19 protein-coding genes are annotated in these 19174 nt (G+C 56.5%); 7 read left to right on the plus strand and 12 right to left on the minus strand.

What is annotated here, in order from left to right; all coding sequences use genetic code 11:
- Positions 1-65: 65 nt before the first annotated feature.
- Positions 66-974 carry a LysR family transcriptional regulator gene (locus BEI65_RS13575; RefSeq protein ID WP_085118630.1) on the minus strand — a complete coding sequence of 303 codons (909 nt, stop codon included), beginning with the start codon at positions 972-974 and terminating at the stop codon, positions 66-68.
- A gap of 109 nt (positions 975-1083) precedes the next feature.
- Between BEI65_RS13575 and BEI65_RS13580 the strand changes: the two genes are divergently transcribed.
- A complete protein-coding gene (locus BEI65_RS13580; RefSeq protein WP_099063794.1) occupies positions 1084-1968 on the plus strand; it encodes an MBL fold metallo-hydrolase in 885 nt (294 codons plus the stop codon).
- A 76-nt stretch (positions 1969-2044) separates the two neighbouring features.
- Entirely contained in the window at positions 2045-2695 is a 651-nt protein-coding gene (locus BEI65_RS13585; protein WP_099063795.1) for a DsbA family protein, read from the plus strand.
- 48 nt (positions 2696-2743) lie between these two features.
- Here the strand turns inward: BEI65_RS13585 and BEI65_RS13590 are convergent, their stop codons facing one another.
- Positions 2744-3451, minus strand: coding sequence for a tetratricopeptide repeat protein (locus tag BEI65_RS13590; RefSeq protein ID WP_099063796.1), 708 nt, complete (start codon positions 3449-3451; stop codon positions 2744-2746).
- A 191-nt stretch (positions 3452-3642) separates the two neighbouring features.
- On the opposite strand from BEI65_RS13590, the gene BEI65_RS13595 reads away from it, so the two are divergent.
- On the plus strand, positions 3643-5379 hold the full coding sequence (locus BEI65_RS13595; protein WP_099063797.1) for an ABC transporter ATP-binding protein/permease: 1737 nt from the start codon (positions 3643-3645) through the stop codon (positions 5377-5379).
- A gap of 39 nt (positions 5380-5418) precedes the next feature.
- On the opposite strand, the gene agaF is transcribed toward BEI65_RS13595, so the two are convergent.
- From agaF to agaR, 6 genes are read right to left on the minus strand one after another with little or no spacing between them, the layout of a single operon-like run.
- Positions 5419-5853 (minus strand): PTS galactosamine/N-acetylgalactosamine transporter subunit IIA, encoded by a 435-nt coding sequence (gene agaF / locus BEI65_RS13600; RefSeq protein ID WP_099063798.1) that lies wholly within the window; start codon positions 5851-5853, stop codon positions 5419-5421.
- 10 nt (positions 5854-5863) lie between these two features.
- Complete coding sequence (locus BEI65_RS13605) at positions 5864-6757, minus strand: PTS system mannose/fructose/sorbose family transporter subunit IID (protein ID WP_099063799.1); 894 nt, start codon at positions 6755-6757, stop codon at positions 5864-5866.
- Complete coding sequence (agaW, locus tag BEI65_RS13610; RefSeq protein WP_085118640.1) at positions 6747-7526, minus strand: PTS N-acetylgalactosamine transporter subunit IIC; 780 nt, start codon at positions 7524-7526, stop codon at positions 6747-6749. Before agaW ends, BEI65_RS13605 begins: the two co-directional genes overlap by 11 nt.
- Positions 7527-7540: 14 nt before the next feature.
- Positions 7541-8017 (minus strand): PTS N-acetylgalactosamine transporter subunit IIB, encoded by a 477-nt coding sequence (gene agaV / locus BEI65_RS13615; RefSeq protein WP_099063800.1) that lies wholly within the window; start codon positions 8015-8017, stop codon positions 7541-7543.
- A 1-nt stretch (position 8018) separates the two neighbouring features.
- Positions 8019-9302, minus strand: a complete 1284-nt coding sequence (locus BEI65_RS13620; protein ID WP_099063801.1) for a D-tagatose-bisphosphate aldolase, class II, non-catalytic subunit — start codon at positions 9300-9302, stop codon at positions 8019-8021.
- Between the two features lie 23 nt (positions 9303-9325).
- The gene (agaR, locus tag BEI65_RS13625) at positions 9326-10099 is read right to left on the minus strand and encodes a transcriptional repressor AgaR (RefSeq protein WP_085118645.1); all 774 of its coding nucleotides are present in this window, start codon (positions 10097-10099) and stop codon (positions 9326-9328) included.
- 514 nt (positions 10100-10613) lie between these two features.
- Here agaR and BEI65_RS13630 point away from each other — a divergent pair.
- Positions 10614-11834 (plus strand): MFS transporter, encoded by a 1221-nt coding sequence (locus BEI65_RS13630; protein ID WP_099063802.1) that lies wholly within the window; start codon positions 10614-10616, stop codon positions 11832-11834.
- Here BEI65_RS13630 and BEI65_RS26985 read toward each other — a convergent pair.
- From BEI65_RS26985 to BEI65_RS13640, 3 genes are all read right to left on the minus strand, one after another.
- Entirely contained in the window at positions 11824-11997 is a 174-nt protein-coding gene (locus tag BEI65_RS26985; RefSeq protein ID WP_198404445.1) for a hypothetical protein, read from the minus strand. The two genes, BEI65_RS13630 and BEI65_RS26985, sit on opposite strands and share 11 nt — an antisense overlap.
- Before the next feature lie 10 nt (positions 11998-12007).
- On the minus strand, positions 12008-12121 hold the full coding sequence (locus BEI65_RS13635) for a YmiA family putative membrane protein (protein ID WP_099063803.1): 114 nt from the start codon (positions 12119-12121) through the stop codon (positions 12008-12010).
- Between the two features lie 400 nt (positions 12122-12521).
- Complete coding sequence (locus BEI65_RS13640; RefSeq protein WP_099063804.1) at positions 12522-14174, minus strand: multidrug ABC transporter permease/ATP-binding protein; 1653 nt, start codon at positions 14172-14174, stop codon at positions 12522-12524.
- 153 nt (positions 14175-14327) lie between these two features.
- Here BEI65_RS13640 and BEI65_RS13645 point away from each other — a divergent pair, with 153 nt between their 5' ends.
- The 3 genes from BEI65_RS13645 to lldD all read left to right on the plus strand — a co-directional run bounded on the left by BEI65_RS13645 (position 14328) and on the right by lldD (position 18338).
- Complete coding sequence (locus tag BEI65_RS13645; protein ID WP_099063805.1) at positions 14328-15248, plus strand: LysR family transcriptional regulator; 921 nt, start codon at positions 14328-14330, stop codon at positions 15246-15248.
- A gap of 335 nt (positions 15249-15583) precedes the next feature.
- Positions 15584-17164 (plus strand): L-lactate permease, encoded by a 1581-nt coding sequence (locus BEI65_RS13650; RefSeq protein ID WP_099063806.1) that lies wholly within the window; start codon positions 15584-15586, stop codon positions 17162-17164.
- 34 nt (positions 17165-17198) lie between these two features.
- Positions 17199-18338 (plus strand): FMN-dependent L-lactate dehydrogenase LldD, encoded by a 1140-nt coding sequence (gene lldD / locus BEI65_RS13655; RefSeq protein ID WP_099063807.1) that lies wholly within the window; start codon positions 17199-17201, stop codon positions 18336-18338.
- Here lldD and BEI65_RS13660 read toward each other — a convergent pair whose 3' ends face one another.
- Positions 18339-19148 (minus strand): MoaF C-terminal domain-containing protein, encoded by an 810-nt coding sequence (locus tag BEI65_RS13660; protein ID WP_099063808.1) that lies wholly within the window; start codon positions 19146-19148, stop codon positions 18339-18341.
- Between the last annotated feature and the right edge of the window lie 26 nt (positions 19149-19174).

The raw sequence follows: 19174 nt of genomic DNA on the forward strand, positions 1-19174 counted from the left end.
GACTAACCGCTTGAATGCGCTACCGATCAAAAATGTGTGAAAATGTTACTGTCGTGTTAACTATATCAGCGCAGCGTCGCCCGCCAGTCAGCGTCGGTGGCAAACCACTCCACCAAAAAATCCAGCATGGTTCTCAGGGTCGCCGGCATCTGTCGGCGTGAAGTATAAATGCCGTAAATGCCCATCGACTGAGGCCGATACTCCGGCATCAGTTCAATCAGATCACCACTGGCCAGCAGCGGTGCCGCCGAATAGTAAGGCTGCATCGAAATACCCGCCCCCTGCACCGTACCCGCCATCAACACCACCGACTCATTGGCACTCAGGTTGCCGCTGACCGCGACCGCCGACTTCACCCCCTGGTGATCAAAATGCCACAGGCTTTTACCGAAGTAGGAATAGGTCAGGCAGTTGTGTAACGCCAGATCCTGCGGATGACGCGGCGTGCCGTGCGCCGCCAGATAAGCCGGAGAGGCACAGACCACCGAGGCGCAAGAGGATAAAGGCCGGGCGATCAAATTGGGATCCAGCTCGTTGGTAATTCGCAGTGCCAAATCGATACGCTCTTCGACCAGATTCACCGTGCGATTATTCATTTGCAGATCCACCGCGACCTGCGGGTGGCGCTTCAGGTATTGGGCTACCGCCCCCACCAACGCCGTCTGGCCCAGGGACTGTGAGCAGGTGATACGCAACAGGCCGCGCAGCTCATCGCTCTGTTCCCCTTCAACCAAATCAATCTCGCCCGCCAGCGCCAGCATCTGCCGACAACGCTCCAGCGTGCGCTCACCGGCGTCAGTCAGACTAAGCTTACGGGTAGTGCGATGCAGTAAACGTGCACCTGCCCATTGCTCCATCTGAGCCAGATAGCGCGTCACCATGGCTCGTGACATTTCCAGCGTTTCCGCTGCCGCAATCATGCTGCCACGGTCAACGATGGTGATAAAAACCTCAGCTGCGGTAATGCGATCCATGATTCGTCCGATTTACGCAATGAATAATTGCTCATTATCCGGTTTTTCTATCGCTTTATGCAACCTAACATCTATACAACATTTAATCGCTACCCAAGGACCTCTGCCCATGTTTAACAAATCATTACTGACCCTGGCCTTCGCCGGCATCACTACCTTTAGCGCCTACGCCACTGCGGCTAACACTCTGACCATGGAAGTGTACAACCCAGGTGAGAAAAGCGTTTTCCCGGTGTCCTCTGAAATCATCAGCGGCAAGCACGAAGTGGCACTGATCGACGCCCAGTTCCAGCGTAATGACGCGGAAGAGCTGGTGAAAAAGATCAAGGCGACCGGCAAGAAGCTGACCACCGTTTATATCAGCCATTCAGATCCGGATTTCTACTTCGGTCTGGACGTGATTAAAGCCGCCTTCCCACAGGCAAAAATCATCGCTTCCCCAGGCACCATCGAAGAAATCAACGCCACCAAAGACGGCAAAGTGGCCTACTGGGGCCCAATTCTGAAAGACAATGCACCGAAAGCGGTGGTGGTCCCACAGGCGTTGCAGGGTGACAGCTTTACCGTTGACGGCCAGAAAGTCGAAGTGAAAGGCCTGACCGGTCCAACCCCGGAACGCACCTACGTGTGGATCCCGGCGCTGAAAGCGGTAGTGGGCGGTGTTCCGGTCGCGGGCGACAATATCCATCCGTGGGTCGCCGATAACCAGACCGTTGAATCACGCGCACACTGGCAGCAAACGCTGGAAAGCATCAAGGCATTGAAACCGAAAGTCGTTGTCCCAGGCCATTTCCTGCCGGGTGCCGACCAAACGCTGAAATCCGTTACCTTTACCCAGAACTACCTGACCACGCTGGAGGCTGAACTGCCGAAGGCCAAAGACTCTGCGGAACTGGTGGCGGCAATGAAAAAGCATTACCCGAACCTGAAAGATGAGTCCAGCCTGGAACTGAGCGCCAAGGTGCTGAAAGGCGAAATGAAGTGGCCGCAATAAGCCCATCTAAACACACAGGCTAAGGCGTTACTGCTACCCCGCCCTTGAAAGGGGGCGGGTATAACGAGGAATTATTATGACCGGCACGACTCTGCATTACATTTTCGATCCGCTGTGTGGCTGGTGTTATGGCGCAGCCCCCCTGGTGAAGGCGGCCAAAACCATTCCAGGGCTGAACATCGCCCTGCACGCCGGTGGCATGATGACCGGCAACAACCGCCGCCAAATCACGGACGAATGGCGTAATTATGTGATTCCGCACGACAAGCGTATTGCGGAGTTAACCGGACAGACCTTTGGTGAAGCCTATTTCAATGGGCTGCTGCGTGATACCACGGCGATCATGGATTCTGAGCCGCCGATTACCGCGATTCTGGCCGCTCAGGCGCTGGCGGGACGTGGGCTGGATATGCTGCACCGCATTCAGGAAGCGCATTATCAGGAAGGTCGACGCATCGCCGATACGCCGGTGCTGGAAGCCCTGGCGAAAGAGCTGGGCCTGGCTTCGGCCCCGTTCATCGCCGAGATGCGCTTTAACGCCGGTGCGCCGACCGCACAACACATCGCCCAAAGCCGGGCGCTGCTGGCCAAAGTTCAGGGCCAGGGCTTCCCGACCTTCGCACTGGAAGACAGCGAAGGTCAGCTACGCCAGATCCCGGCGGGCAACTATCTGGGTAATGTTGCAGCCTGGAAAGAGTTGTTGAGCGGTGCCGCCACCTGGGCGTAATGCCTGCGACAGTCCCCGGTATTCACGAAATTGAATGTCCGGGGCTGATTATTCGACCCGTACGAAACGCCCTTCCGCCCGTACGTTAAAACCAAAACCGCAGTCACCCTGGGTATGCATTTCCAACGCATCCGCGGTGAATTGCATCGTCACATCACAGGCCATCGCGTCCTCAGGCTCCCGTTGACGGTACAGCGCCTTGCCGTGTTCAATCGGTAATACCTCGGCGAATTCGCCCATATTCGGCCCGTAATACAGCCCCATCTGCGGCATGTAATAGCCAGAGTATTGGATCAGCCAGCGGCCGTTTTGTGGCTTGACCTCCACTTCGCTCCAGACACCACGCCCGGCGTACTGCCAGTAGATGCCAGCCGGTCCGTTCAACGGCGGCTGTTTCGCCAAACGCTGCTGCAACAGCTTCAGGTTATGCTGGGATTTACTGTCTTGCGGGGCCAGTTCCAGATAGGCACGCGCTTTAAGCAGTTCACCGGCACGCATCAGCGCCAGCGCCACATTGTTATAGGCCGTGGCGGTCGCCTGACGCTCCAGGCCGCAGAACTCACTCCAGGCGGCCTGATCGCGGAAAATATCGGCGGCTCGCGGGTAATCACCGCGCTGGTAGGCACTTTTCCCGAGTTCGGCATAGCTCGCCACCTTGTGACAATCGGCATCAATATCCGGCTCATCAATCTGTGCCATCGCCTGGCCGCTGGCGAGCGCGCCATAGGCCAACAGCAGGGGAACCCACGCCTTCATCACTCATCCTTTCCGCAGTAAACAAACCCAATTTCGGCGCCAGTATAACCGCCATCCCTCCCGGCTTCACCTCTGACGATCCAACCACAATATTTCAAACGGTTAGCCGCGTTAAAACTGCTTACAGTCAGGGTTTGTTTGTTACCTGTCCCCGGCCCATGCTGAAAAAAATGCAGAATTAACGAGAGCCCATGAACACAAGCCCCACCCCCAAACACGCCGTCTGGCAGTTGATTAAGCCCTTCTGGGTTTCAGAAGAAAAACTGCGGGCCTGGTCGATGTTGATCGCCATCATCGCCCTGTCGCTCGGGCTGGTCTACATCAGCGTGCTGATCAACCAGTGGAACCAGGTGTTCTACGACGCGCTGCAAAACAAGAACTACCCGGTGTTCAAGGCGCAGCTGTGGCGCTTTACCTACCTGGCGCTGATCTTTATCGTGCTGGCGGTGTATAAGATTTACCTGACACAGGGCCTGCAAATGCGCTGGCGGCGCTGGATGACCGAAAAGTTTATGGGGAAATGGCTGGCTCATCAGGCCTATTACCACACCGAACAGCAACAGATCGTCGATAACCCGGACCAGCGTATTGCCGAAGATCTCAACGTGCTGACCCAGTACACGCTGTCGCTGTCACTCGGGCTGCTCTCCAGCCTGGTGACGCTGTTTTCGTTTATCACCATTCTCTGGCACGTCAGCGGGCCAATGACCTTTGTTATCCATCAGCATGCCGTCACCCTGCCCGGCTACATGGTGTGGTTCGCCCTGCTGTATGCGGTGCTGGGGTCGCTGTTGATTTGGTGGGTCGGTAAGCCACTGGTGCAGCTCGGCTTTAATCAGGAACGCTACGAGGCGAACTTCCGTTTTGGCCTGATCCGCATCCGTGAAAATAACGATGCTATCGCGCTGTACCACGGTGAACCCCGCGAGGCGCAACAGTTGGGCGATCGTTTTGACAGCATTCGGACCAACTGGGGGTCGATCATGCGTATCACCCGTCGACTTAACATTGCCTCCAACTTTTACAGCCAGTTCGCCATTGTCTTCCCGCTGCTGGTGGCGGCACCGCGCTACTTCTCCGGCGCTATCCAGATGGGGGGCATGATGCAGATCGCCTCCGCCTTTGGTCAGGTGCAGGGGGCGTTGTCGTGGTTTATCGATGCCTTTAGCGATTTGGCGACCTGGAAAGCCTGCGTTAACCGTCTGGCCGGTTTCAACGCCGCCGTGGATCAGGTGCATCATCAGCAACGAGGCATTCAACTGTTGTCGGAGAACGGCCAGCCGGTGATCCTCGACCGCCTCAGCCTGCAATTGCCGGACGGCCAGAGCTTGCTGGAACCGACCTCGATAACGCTGAAACGCGGCGATCGCGTGCTGATTGTTGGCCCGTCCGGCTGTGGCAAATCAACGCTGCTGCGTGCTATCGCCGGTATCTGGCCCTACGGTTCCGGCGCTATCGGCCGGGATGCCGCCAGCAGCAGCTTATTCCTGCCGCAGCGCAGCTATATTCCGATTGGCACCTTGCGGGAGGCGCTCAGTTATCCGCATCTCGCGGCGGAATACAGCGATGAACAACTGCTGAAAGTGCTGGAAAATTGCCGTCTGAAGCCTCTGCAACGTTGGCTGGATACCAGCGCCAACTGGAGCCACCGTCTGTCGCCGGGTGAACAACAGCGGCTGGCATTTGCCCGCGCTATTCTGACCCGTCCGGATATTTTGTTCCTCGACGAGGCCACCAGCGCGCTGGACGATGAAACCGAGCAACTGATGTACTGCCTGTTGGTGGATGAACTGCCGCAGGTGACGCTGGTCAGCGTGGCGCACCGCAACAGCGTGGCGAAATATCACCAGAGCTGCTGGCGCTTTAGCCGTACAGAAGAGAATCAACCGGCGCGTATGGCACTTAGCCCACTGCCGCTCGCCAGTTGATCAACCGGGCGCTGCTCCCCTGGCAGCGCCCGCTTTCCCTCAAATACCGTCCGTCTGCACGTCCTCACATTTTACCCGGCGTCTCTCGTGCCACAGGCTGGTCAACCCACGCTTGCCACACGCCAGCGCCAGTTCGCGGAATTCATCCAGGCTCAGCCCATCCCGTTCCAGCATCATCTCCGCCACCAACTGCATATTAACGCCCGTCAGTACCTCGCAATGCCCTTGCGCATCCGCCAACTCGCTGGCACAGCGAAACGGTGAACCGCCGAGCATATCGGTAAGAAACACCACGCCGTCCGGCTGTGCTACCTCGGCCAACGCCGAGATCAGCGCGGCCTTTAAATCTGCGGTACTCATCTGCTCGGGAAAATTGACCGCAACGCAGTACGGCTGCGGCCCCACTACCTGTTCAACCGCCTGCAACAGCCCACTGGCGAAGCCGCCGTGGCCGGTAATCACAATGCCTGGCATAAGCCTTTCCTCACAGTAAACCGATAAACTTGCCCACCACCCCAATCACCACCGTCACGCCAATCAGTTTTACCGGTGAGAAGCCACGCTTCATCAGGAAGAAAATCAGCAGCGTAAAGCACAGCGGCAACAGGTTGGGCATCAGCTTGTCCAGCACGTCGGTCTGTAGCGCCACACTGGCCTTGCCGGCATGCATCACCAGCGGGGTAGAAAGATGTACATAGGAGGCCACCAGCGCGCCGATCACCGTCATACCGACAATCGAGGCGGCGTGGGATATTCGCCGGGTATGGGTTTTCAGCAGCGCCAGCGCGCTGGTACCGGCCTGATAACCATAGTGAGCCAACCCGAAACGCAGGCCGAAATGGAACACGTTAAACAGCAGCAGGAAGACAATCGGCCCGAACAGGCTTCCCTCCAGCGCCAGCGAAGCACCAATCCCGGCGCAGATCGGCAACAGCGTCAGCCAAAACAGCGCATCGCCGATGCCCCCCAGCGGGCCCATCAGTGCCACTTTGACCGCACGGATGGTGGAGATCTTCTCTTTGTTTTGCTCCATCGCCAGCACCAACCCGGAAAGGAAGGTGACGTCAAACGGATGCACATTGATAAACTCCATGTGCATTTTCATCGAGTTGGAAAGATCCTGCGGATTGCGGTGGATCTTGCGCAAAGCGGGGATCAACTGATACAGCCAGCCGCCGGCCTGCATGCGTTCATAGTTGAACGATGCCTGCAGCAACAACGAGCGCCAGGCCATACGGTTGATATCACCACGGGTCAAGGCCTCTGCGGGCTGGCTGTCGAGGTAGTCGTCCTGTTCCACCTGGCTGGTGGCCAGCGCCTGCGCCATACGTTTTTCCGATTTTTGCGCCAGCAGATCGTCAGAATCATTAAATGCCATCTTCAGCATCCTCCTGGGGTACAGGTTGTTTGAGCGGGTCCGCACCGGCCCGCTGACTGTTAAAGAAATCGATCAGGGCGATCGCCAGCGCGCCCAGCGCCACGGCCAGGATCGGCAATTTCAGGAAGGTGACGGAAATAAAGCCGAGGATGAAGTAGGCCACGTAGGTTTTTTTCATCATCACTTTCATCAGCAGCGAGAAACCAATCGCCGGCATCATGCCACCCGCCACGGCCAGGCCGTCCAACAGCCAGACCGGGGCCTTTTGCACCATGGCGCTGGCCGCGTCGGCACCGAAATAAATCGGCAGAAACGCCACCACAAAATAGAACGCGAACAGGATGGTGATACCGAGATAGTTCACCCGTTCGATACCGCGCCAGTTCAGCTCTTTCACCATGCGATCGCAGCGATGCATCATCGGTGAAAACAGGGTGAACAACAGCGTGATACAGCCCTGTACCGCAATCGAAAACGGTACCGCCACGCCAATCGCCACCTTGGGATCGGCCTTGGTCAGAATGGCAAACGCCGTACCAATCACCCCGCCAATCACCACGTTAGGCGGCTGAGCCCCCGCCAGCGGCACCATGCCCATCCACACCAGTTCCAGCGTGCCGCCCACCAACAGGCCGGTGTAGACATCCCCCAGGATCAGGCCGACCAGCGGCCCCAGTACCACCGGACGGTGGAAGTGGGTCAGGCCGTCGAACAAGTCGACCCCCGCCAATCCGGCCAGCAGTGCAATCAATAACGCATCAGTCAACATGGTTTCCCCCGAACTCAAAACAGCAGTTTGCCGATCGCCTCACCCGCTTCATCCGGCACCCGGCGCACCTCACATTCGACGCCCAGCGCCGCCAGCTCGCGAAAGGCAGCCACGTCACCGTCATCCAGCGAGACCGTTTTATGCACTTGCCGCTTCCCCTCGGCAAAATGCATGTTGCCGACGTTGACGAAACGGATCGGCACCCCGCCCTGCACCAGCCGCAAAACATCCTGCGGCGTTTTGCACACCAAAAAGATCTTCTGTCGATCTGCCGCTTTGTGGATCACATCGATGGTTTTCTGCAGCGTGAAGTAACGCGTCTGCACCCCCTCCGCCACCACCATATCCATCAGGTTCTGCTGTACCGGATCGGCCGCCGCATCATCGTTAGCCACCACCACCAGATTGGCACCCAGAGTATTGGTCCAGGTGACGCCGACCTGGCCGTGCACCAGTCGGTTATCGATACGGGTCATCAAGATATTCGGCATTTCAATGCACCTCCGGATAGCAGGCGGCGTGATAGTCATCGAGCACCTGCGTCACTTTGTGCATCACCCAATCCTGTGGATCGTCGCTCAGTTCGCCGGCATTCATCGCACGCGCCTGATCGGGCAGATACTGGCTTAGCAACGCCAGCGGCACCGGATTGCGACGCAGGTTGTCGATCAGGCTCTCTACCGCCTGCTGGACCTGTGGCTGCGGCCAGTAGTAACGCACCCGGTCACTCAGGCTGTAGTGGCGATCAAGATACTGTTGATGCGGGTTACCGTGGTAATAGCGGCTCCACTGCTGCGGTTGCTCGCGCATCACCTGTTCCAGCGTGGCGCACAGCTGTGCCGACTGATGCTCACCCAGCCATTCTCTTTCGATATGATCCAGGGCAAACAGGGCTTCACGCAGGGCAAAGGTCAGCGCCGGGCCGACTTTCAGGATGGCGAAATGGTCGCCCACCAGTTGCCGGTAGGCCTGTGGGGGTTGGTAATCCGTTGAGTGCGCTTCGTAGACCATTCCCGGTTGCCGTTCGATAAAACGACTCAGTTCATGGGCCCGCTGTGGCTGATAGTGTTCCACGCTGTGATGATCAAACTCCACGCCCGGCTGTACCACCAGCGCAATGGTCCGCGTCCAGGCATCAACCAGCTCCGCCCGCTGCCAGGCCAGGCGATGCACCTCAAGGGTTTGCTGTACTGCCTGCGGTGTGGTGACCTGCATGCCTTCCAGCGCCTCCTGCGCGCCACCCGGTACCGGCACTTCGGTACCTATGACATACACCGGTGGCTCACCGCCGCTTGCCTGCCAGGCGCGCTCCGCCACGGCACACAGCCGCGCAGCGCGAACGGCCACGGTTTCATCATTCAGTGGGAAGGGATCGCCGACGCAGGACATCGAGCAATCGAGGTGAATTTTGCGAAAGCCGGCGCGGACATAATCGTCGATCAGCGTTTCTGCCAGCTGCATCGCCTCTTCCGCCGGTCGATCCTGCCAGGCATTGGGACCGAGATGGTCACCTCCCAACCACAGACGATCGCGCGCCAGCCCCACTTCATCCGCCAGTTGCCACAGCGCATCGCGGAACTGCTGCGCCGTCTGGCCGGTGTAACCGCCAAACTGATTGACCTGATTCGAGGTGGCCTCAACCAGCACCGGTGTGCCGCGCGCTTTGGCCTGCCGCAGGGCCGCTTTCAGCACCCAGGGGTGAGCGGAACAAACGGAAAATACCCCAACCGGTTTTCCGGCCTTGTGCTGCTCAATAAGCTGTAACAACTGCTGCATGAATCCCCCACGCAGGCGCCGTACTACCGATCGGCGATGACAACCTCCACGCCCAACTCGGTTAACGCCCGCTCGTAATCGTCCGGAAGAAGGCTGTCGGTAATCAGCCGATGAATTTGTCCGGCTTCGCGAATCATGCAAAAGCTCTTGCGACCAAACTTGCTGGCATCCGCCACGGCGATAATTTCGCGCGCCACCTCGCACATCACGCGATTGAGGTGTGCCTCACCGGGGTGAGGCGTGGTGATACCGGCAACCAGATCGAAACCGTCGACCCCCAAAAACAGCTTGTCGAAACGGTACTGGCGCAATTGCTGCTCGGCAGCCGGACCGTAGAGCGAGTAGGAGTTGCGGCGCACGCTGCCCCCCAGCACCATCACCTCTGCCCCATCGTTACCTGAAAGCTCATAAGCAATGTTCAGCGCATTGGTCATCACCACCAGATCGCGTCGTCCTTTGAGGAACGGCACTATCTGGGTGGTGGTGGAACCGGAATCGAGGATCAGCGCATCACCATCGCGCACATAGCTGGCCGCTACACTGGCGATCTGCGACTTCACATCGCGGTTTAACCGCCCCTTGTCATGCAACGGGCGATCGAAGGCGAATTGCTGATTGAGCATCGCGCCGCCATAGGCTCGTAGCGCACACCCTTTTCGTTCCAGAAAGCGCAGATCGTTGCGGATCGTCACCGTGGATACTGCAAACTGTTTGCTGAGCTGCTCCACGCGCACGCTGCCGTGCTCGCATAACAGATCGATAATGTGTTCACGTCGCTTTGCGGTATTCACTGGCATGAGCTGCGGTCCTCAGGTTTCCGGCCGGGCCGGGGAGAAGATGGCTTTCGCTCTACTGCGCTGGCATTACAGCAAAGCGAAGGCAATGAAATTGTGATCGGGGTTACAGCGCTGTTTTAGCAGAAAAAGAGGTTAAAAACCTTTCGGATCGAAATGAAATGAAAATATTGAGAAGCAGTGAAAGGCAAAGTGAAATCTCAGCGCAGGCGCAGCTGCCGGGCTGAGGAGCCCGAAGTACAGCAGAAAACGAAAGGGGTAACACAGCGGCCCGGCTGGCTGACTTTTAGTTCATCAGGTGATCGGGATCACATAATAACAATTATGCCTCTCCGGCATCCCGCCGCCGACGCCTGAATGGGGCAGGTTCCGCTTAACCACCCTCTTGTCAGATCAGGGGTTCTTCCCTACACTTGCGCGCAGATATCGGCCCCCTGCCGGTACGTAAGCGTTAACGTCAATCAACGCATCATGCCGTGCAGTATTGATTGACTGCATGCCCTGGTGCGAGGAACTGATGCCCCAATCCGCTTTATCCCCAACGCCTGCCGCCAACAAGCGCAGCCGTTTACGCCACCCGCTGTTACTGATCACCGGCATTATGCTGGTTGCGGCCAATCTGCGCGCCGCATTGACCAGCGTGGGCCCATTGCTGGAACAGATCCAGCAGCAGTTGTCGCTGTCTGCCACCTCGGCCGGCCTGCTTAACTCACTGCCGCTGATCCTGTTTGCCGTGCTGTCACCAGTGACCCCCAGCCTGGCCAAACGTATGGGTATTGAACGTACGCTGGGTATGGCGCTGTTACTGTTGATTGGTGGCATTGTGCTGCGCTCTCTGCCGCAAACCAGCATGCTGTGGCTGGGCACGGTATTGATCGGCGCTGCCATTGCATTTGCCAACGTCGTATTGCCGACGCTGGTAAAACGCGACTTCCCAAGCCGTGCCGCCGCCATGATTGCCGGTTATGCGGCGGTGATGTCACTGGTGGCCGCCACGGCCTCCGGTCTGGCGGTGCCACTGGCGGAGTTGAATAATCTTGGTTGGCGTTTTTCCCTGCTGTGCTGGAGCCTGCCAGCCCTGTTGGCGCTGATGGTCTGGCTGCCGCAACTGCGCCGCCCCGCGGCTTCGGCAACGGCTGATACCTCGGCGCTTCAACCTGCGCCGTCCCGTTCTCCCTGGGGTAGTGCACTCGGCTGGCAGGTGGCTTTATTTATGGGCTTACAGTCCATCACCTTCTACACCATTATCGGCTGGTTCAGTGCCTTTGCCGCCAGCCACGGCACCTCGCCACAACAGGCGGGTTTTGAGCTGTTTATCTATCAGGTGGTGGCGATCGCCGCCAACTTTGTCATGGTGTTTATTCTGCCGCGCGCACGCGATCAGCGGGCTATCGCATTGTGCAGTTCATTGCTGATTTTTACCGGCGTCGCCGGTTTGCTGTTGATGCCGGCCAACTCGCTGGTGTGGTTGATTTTTGCCGGGCTGGGGGCGGGAAGTTCTTTGGTGCTGGCGCTGTCCTTCTTTGGTCTGCGCAGCAGCCACCATCATCAGGCCACACAACTGTCGGGCATGGCGCAATCGGTAGGTTACTTGCTGGCGGCACTGGGGCCCACGCTGTTCGGTCTGTTACACGATCTGACTCAGGGCTGGCGGTTGCCGCTGGCCATTCTGTTGGCCCTGACGCTGCTGCAAATGCTGTTCGGCATTCTGGCCGGGCGTAATCGGGTTATTCGTTAACTGTGGGGCGGGCGGGTCGCTCTGCGGCATATTCTGCCGCGTCGTCCTGCCAGAGGTCGTTAATAAAATCCTGCTGTTCGGGCGTCAACTGCCAGGAAGGGGGGATCTTGACCGGGCTATCATCCCGGGCGCCCCCCATGTTCTTTACGCGCTTCTTGTCCATCAATAGGTTCCTAAATAAACAGCCAATAAATCACGGTGGCGACGGCCAGCCAAAATACTCCGCAGCCGATAAATACGCACAACCAAGCTTTACGTTTGATATCCACGCCATCCTTGCTTATCACAGCCGCCTCTACTAATAGATTAAACTAATCAAAATGCAATTATTGATCTATTTAAACGATCAATAAAGAAGTTTGTTCCTATAGATATTTATAAAAGTTCTGCTAGCCATGTGCCTAAAGTCAGGTATACAGCTGAAAGACATCAGTATTTGTCAGGTCTTTGGCGATGGATCCAGGCTCAATGAAGGGATAAGGAAGCAGTGTGTCACAAGCGGATTGATCAAAATTAAACCGCCAGTACATAAACGAAAAATCAATTAATTGACTTTTCTTAAGCGAAATTGGCAATGAATCAGGCTGAGTGGGGATGTGGAAATGAATGGATATGCTGATGTCGCGGATAGCGCCATGCAACCACGACGTGACATTCGGGCCGCTAACGCAGCCCGAATGATATGAATCAGTTAATTTGCGAAACAGAGTCCTTGCTGGCAAGTTCGCGATCGCTGCCGGTCAATTCACTGAGCTGCCCATCGCGCATTTGCAGTAGCCGATCGGCATGCTCAAAGTAATGGTCGTCATGGCTGATGGCAAAAACCGTTTTACCCAATGCACGTAACTGCGGCAGCAGTTCACGGTAGAAGGTTCGGCGAAATTGTGGGTCTTGATCCGCAGCCCATTCGTCCAACAGCAAAATATCCCGTTTTTCCGCCACCGCCAGCAGCAGTGCCAGGCGTTTGCGCTGCCCCTGCGACAGCTGTGGATTGGTCACCCGCAGGCCGTCAAACTGCAGTTTGCTCTTCATGTTCAAGCGGTTAAGCCAGTTTTCCACCAGTTCGGCGTCCGGCTGTTCGCCCTCAGGCCCCTGTAAATGATGAAACGGGTGAAAATCGGTAAAAATGGCGGAAAACAAACGACGATAGTCAGGCATATCGCTCGTCGCCTGTGGCACACCATCCAGCAAGATCTGCCCACTGACCGGCTGATACAACCCGGTCAGCAGCATCGCCAGCGTTGATTTACCGCTACCGTTGCCACCAATCAGAAACACCAGTTCGCCACGGCGCAGCGTCAGGTTGATCGGCCCGACGGCGAAGCCGGATTTTTGCTCCGTCGCACCATAGTGGAATATCACATCACGCAGCTCCAGCGTTTGCCAGGCCTTGGCTGCCACCGCAGAGAACTCGGGTTGATAATCGGCCAACCGTAGGGCTTTGACCTTGCCGAAGGCCACTTCGGCACCAATCAGCGTCGGGAATGCCCCCACCGCCTGCAGCAGCGGGGTCCGCAGGAACAATAACGTCAGCGAATAGGTTGCCGCGACGGTGGTGTCGGCCCAACCCAGGCTGTTGGCCATATAGAACACCAAACCAATAGCGCCCAACATCATGATATTCGACCAGTTCACTGCACTGAGATGGTAGGTATCGGCGCGGATAATATGGTGTCGATAATCTTCGGCATCCGGCTGATAGGCCTCCCGATACAGCGCTTTGGCACGATCGCGGTTCAGCGCCAGCTCTTTGCGGCCGTCGATCGCCGACTGGTAGTGTTCATAAAGGCGTTCTTCAGCCTCACGTACGCTGGTCAGATGACGGTACACTCGTGACACCAGACACCCGCTGCCAAATACCGTCACCGCCACCCAAACGGCAGTCACCGCCAGCATCTGTGGCGACAGCCAGCCCAGATAGGCTGCCGATCCCAGGGTCAGAACCACGCCTTGTACCAGTTCCGGCAGGCGAACAAAAGCAATGGTGATATTGCGAATATCACTGGCCAGGCTCGCCAACAGCGAAGCGCTGCCCAGTTGCTCTATCCGCTCGATATGAGTATCCAGGATCTGCTTCACCAGTTGGCCACGCAGCCGGAACACAAAATGATGGCCGAGCGTAGTCAGCGCCAGCTGTGATCCCAGCGTGACCGCCATCAGCAACGCCAGTAGCCCGAGGAACTCCGGCAGCACAGCCAGAGGATTGCCCGACACCGCCATCAGCCGCAAATTTATAAAGGCGATAATGCCTATGCCCAACGCCGCGCTGGCCATGGTCAGCGCCATTACCGCGAGAAACGGCCAGCGATACTGGTGGTAAACCACCCGTAGCAACTCCATGAAGAACCCTTAGCCTGAAATCTTGAGATGGCAGGCATTGTAAGCGGCCAAAAAGTGATATCAATAACAATTCTCATATTGTCGCCGGTGATTGATTCCTGAACCTGAGGATTTACACTGGCTGTTACTCCGGGACGAGGAAAACCCCCACCGATGTTGCCCACACATGAATACGCCAACGACCTGATCCTTTTTGCCCTGATTGTTGACTGCGGTTCTTTCAGCAAAGCCGCTGAAACCGCCGGCATCACCAGTTCGGTGGTCAGCAAACGTATCGGCCGTCTGGAGAAATCACTCGGTGCGCGCCTGCTGTACCGCACCACCCGCAGCCTGACGCTGACCGAGAATGGCCAAAGCCTGTATCGTCAGGCCAAAGAAATCAGCGCAAAAACTCAGGAGGCCCTGAACGTCATCAGTGAAAACAGCGATGAGCTGACCGGCGTGATCCGCATGTCGGTGCCGACGATTTCGGGGGAATTGTTGCTAAGTGAAAGCGTGGCGGAATTCTGTGCTCATCATCCCAACCTGAAGGTTGAAATGCGGCTGGAAAATCGCTTTGTCGATCTGGTTAACGAAGGGATAGATCTGGCGATCCGCACCGGTACCCTGCCGGACTCCAGCCTGATTGCCCGTCCGATCCTGAATTCCCGCTGGGTGATCGTTTGCTCGCCCGGTTATCTGCAACAATATTCTGAGCCGCAGTCCGCCGACGACTTGCTCAGGCATAACTGCCTGACCTATACCTATCAGGAAAGTGGCACCGACAACTGGCTGATGAAGCAGCCGGGCAGCAACGAGATTTATGAACTGCAGGTCAATGGCAACCTGTCCGCCAATAACGCCCGGGCGATCCGCAAGGCGGTGATCGGCGGTTATGGCATTGCCATGGTGCCACGCTGCATGGTGTACGAGGATTTACAGGATGGAAAGCTGGTGGAAATTTTGGCCGGCCACTGTGGCAAGGTATTAGGCATTTACGCCGTCTACCCTTACACCCGCAATTTACCGTTAAAAACCCGACTGCTGATCGAACACATCATCACCTCCTACCAAAATATCAGCCATTATTTTTGAAGTGGGTCACCTAATTATTCTGCGCGGGCTCGCCAGCGAGCCGCCGGGATTACCCTGTTTTTGAAGATAATCTATTGATAATTGTTGTGTAATCAATGTGATCCAGCACATTCATCACACAATAAAATATTCTATCCATTTGATTTTTAATACAATAAAAATACCCTCAGTCATTAGAAATGGTTCCGCAGAGTCACTCTACCGCCCCACATTTCCCTACGGGAAAATTGCACAATAGAACATCAGCCAGCGTTGTGATTAGAATGAAAATGTTGCGGTAATTAACCTTTCGGCTACATACCTCCACAAATAACAATAATAACGCTGAGGCTCTTATGTCCCTATTTTTCAGTATTGCGCCCATCATTCTGCTGATTTGGATGATGACCAAAAAGAACGGTGTTCCTTCTTATATCGCGCTGCCCTTAACGGCCGCCGCCGTGTATGCCATACAGATGTTTTGGTTCGACAGTCTGCCCCTGCTGCTGCACGCCAATATCATTACCGCACTGGTGTCGGTTTTCACCCCGATAACCATCATCGCCGGCGCGATTTTGCTGAATAAACTGATGCAAATCAGCGGTGCGGAAAACGTGGTTCGTCGTTGGCTGGAAAATATCAGCCCCAATCCTGTTGCTCAATTGATGATCATCGGCTGGGCATTTGCTTTTATGATTGAAGGGGCCAGCGGCTTTGGTACTCCAGCCGCCATTGCCGCGCCCATTCTGGTCGGCCTGGGTTTTAACCCCCTGCGCGTGGCTCTGTTGACGCTGGTGATGAACTCGGTTCCCGTCTCATTCGGCGCCGTCGGCACCCCCACCTGGTTCGGCTTTGCCAATTTGGGATTATCCGACGCCAACCTGCTGGAAATTGGCCGTCAGACAGCGTTGATCCACTTTGTCGCCGGATTTGTTATCCCACTACTGGCGCTGCGTTTTATCGTTTCCTGGCGTGATATTCGCCTCAACCTGCCGTTTATTTTACTCAGCGTCTTAAGTTGCACGGTGCCTTACCTGCTGCTGGCGCAGGTTAACTATGAATTCCCGGCACTGGTGGGTGGCGCCATTGGCCTGATGCTGTCGGTTCTGTTGGCGCGTGCCGGCATCGGCCTGTCCCGCTGCGAAGACAAAACCGCGCCTCAACCCGTGCCCTTCATTCAAGTGATTAAAGCCATGACCCCAACCCTGCTGCTGATTGCTATTTTAATAGTGACGCGCATTCATCAATTGGGGATTAAGGCCTTGCTCAACAGCACCACCCCTTTATGGCAGGGCAAACTCAGCGGGCTGGGCGAGTTACGCGTCAGCGATGCCCTGATCGTTGAATTGCAGCAGGTATTAGGCACTTCTGCCGCCGCCAGCTACAAAACGCTGTATGTACCTGCTCTGATCCCTTTCCTGCTGGTGGTCTTGCTGTGTATTCCCCTGTTCCGACTGAACTGCGGGCAGGTAAAACAGATGTTCGCAGAGACCGGCGGACGCGTGGCCAAACCCTTTATCGCGCTCTTTGGCGCTTTGGTAATGGTCAACCTGATGATGCTGGGCGGTGACAATGCGCCGGTGTTCCTCATTGGCAAAACGCTGGCCTCACTCACCGGAGAAAGCTGGCTGTTGTTTTCCTCTTTCCTCGGGGCTCTGGGATCGTTCTTTTCAGGTTCCAACACCGTTTCTAATCTGACCTTCGGCGGTATTCAGCATTCGATCGCCCTCAGCAGCGGACTAAACGTCAACCTGACTCTGGCACTGCAGTCCGTTGGCGGTGCCATGGGCAACATGATATGCCTGAACAATATTATCGCCGTCTGCTCAATTCTTGGGATCGGCAATGCCGAAGGCAAAATTATCAAAAAGACCGTATTGCCCATGCTGGTGTACGGGGGGATCGCCGCTGTGATGGCGCAGATCATGATTCTTTGAGCGTAAAAGCACGTTATCGAAATAAGGTAAAACTATGATTATCTCCGCTTCAACCGACTACCGGGCCGCAGCACAGGCTAAGCTCCCGCCTTTTCTGTTCCACTACATTGACGGCGGGGCCTACGCAGAACATACACTGCGACGTAACACCGAAGACCTGGCGGGCATCGCGCTACGCCAGCGCATACTGCGCAATATGTCGGATCTCAGCCTGGAGACCAGCCTGTTCGGTGAAAAACTGGCGATGCCAGTGATCCTCGGCCCGGTCGGGCTGACCGGCATGTATGCCCGCCGCGGTGAGGTGCAGGCTGCCAAAGCCGCCGCGCAAAAAGGCATTCCTTTCACCCTGTCGACGGTCTCGGTATGCCCGATTGAAGAAGTGGCACCGGCGATCGATCGACCGATGTGGTTCCAACTGTACGTATTGAAAGACCGTGGTTTTATGCGCAATGCGCTGGAACGCGCCAAAGCCGCCGGGGTGAAAACTCTGGTATTCACCGTAGATATGCCCGTGCCCGGCGCGCGTTACCGTGATGCCCACTCCGGCATGAGCGGTCCCCATGCCGCCACGCGCCGTATATTGCAGGCGGTAACCCATCCGCAATGGGCCTGGGACGTCGGGCTGTGCGGCAAGCCGCACGATCTGGGCAACGTCTCGGCCTATCGCGGCAAACCCACCAGCCTGGAAGACTATATCGGCTGGCTGGGCACCAACTTCGATCCCTCTATCTCCTGGAAGGATCTGGACTGGATCCGCGAATTCTGGCAAGGCCCAATGATCATCAAAGGCATTCTGGATCCGGAAGATGCCAAAGATGCGGTGCTTTTCGGTGCCGATGGCATCGTGGTTTCCAACCATGGCGGTCGCCAGCTCGACGGCGTGTTGTCTACCGCCCATGCGCTGCCGGCGATTGCCGAGGCGGTCAAGGGTGATATCACCCTGCTGGCCGATTCCGGGATTCGCAACGGGCTGGACGTGGTGCGCATGATTGCACTGGGCGCCGACGGAGTGTTGTTGGGCCGGGCTTTCGCCTATGCGTTAGCGGCAGCCGGGCAGGCCGGCGTCGCCAACCTGCTCGAGCTGATCGATAAAGAAATGCGCGTCGCCATGACGCTGATCGGCGCGAAAACCATCGCGGACATCAACGCCGATTCGCTGGTTAACGGCCGCTGATTACAGCGGCTGCACCCCGTCGGGATATGCGTTGTAACTCATCTTGTGAATAAAAGCGCCGGCGGGTGAGACCAGCACCTTGCCGGCGGCATCCAGCCCCAGAAATATCCCGGTGCAACGGCCGAGGGTAAAGTCAAAAAAGAACACCGAACAAACCGGAATGATCTTTTCCCGGAAGGTGAATAAATACCGATCTTCATCAAATTTATAATAAGTGGCGTAATCCATATCGCCGTGACCAAACTGCTCGCCGCGCAGATTCTGCCAGGCATAGCGTTCTGTATTAACGTAAAAATGTTCGTAATAATGATTGGGACTGTAAATATTCAAGGTGCGATAGCCAAGCAGTTCACGAGTCAGATGCGGAGCAGCACCGAGCGGTGTCATACCGGTAATCTGACCAACGTGAAAGCTTTGTCCCAAGCGGGAGCCGCTCGTCACCTGATGCTCAGGTAACAGCGTGCTGCGCACCATCAGCGCCCGGCCACTGTCAGTATTCAGCACCAGCGTCAGGCATTCATTGCCCGGCGTCTGCAAGGGGATATTCACGAAATATTGTGCAGCGGAAGTGCGCACTTCCTCGTAAGTATCCTCACCGCTTTCGCCCTGCCAGGCCCAGCTCAACTGCTGATGACCAGCACTGAAATTCAACGTCATCTGCTCGCCCTGTTCAAACGCCAACTGCAGCGTTTTTCCTCGCCAATCCTGCGTCGCAGGCAGACGGTTGGTGTCTATTCCCCGGGCAAAATCGTCATAGTTCTTCCACTCCGGCTCGGCGTTCTGGTTCAATACTGATGGGTTTAAAGACATGCTCGCTCTCCTTGAGGATAGGGGTG

The organism is Serratia sp. BW106, assembly GCF_002607755.1.
Taxonomy (GTDB): Bacteria; Pseudomonadota; Gammaproteobacteria; order Enterobacterales; family Enterobacteriaceae; genus Serratia; species Serratia proteamaculans.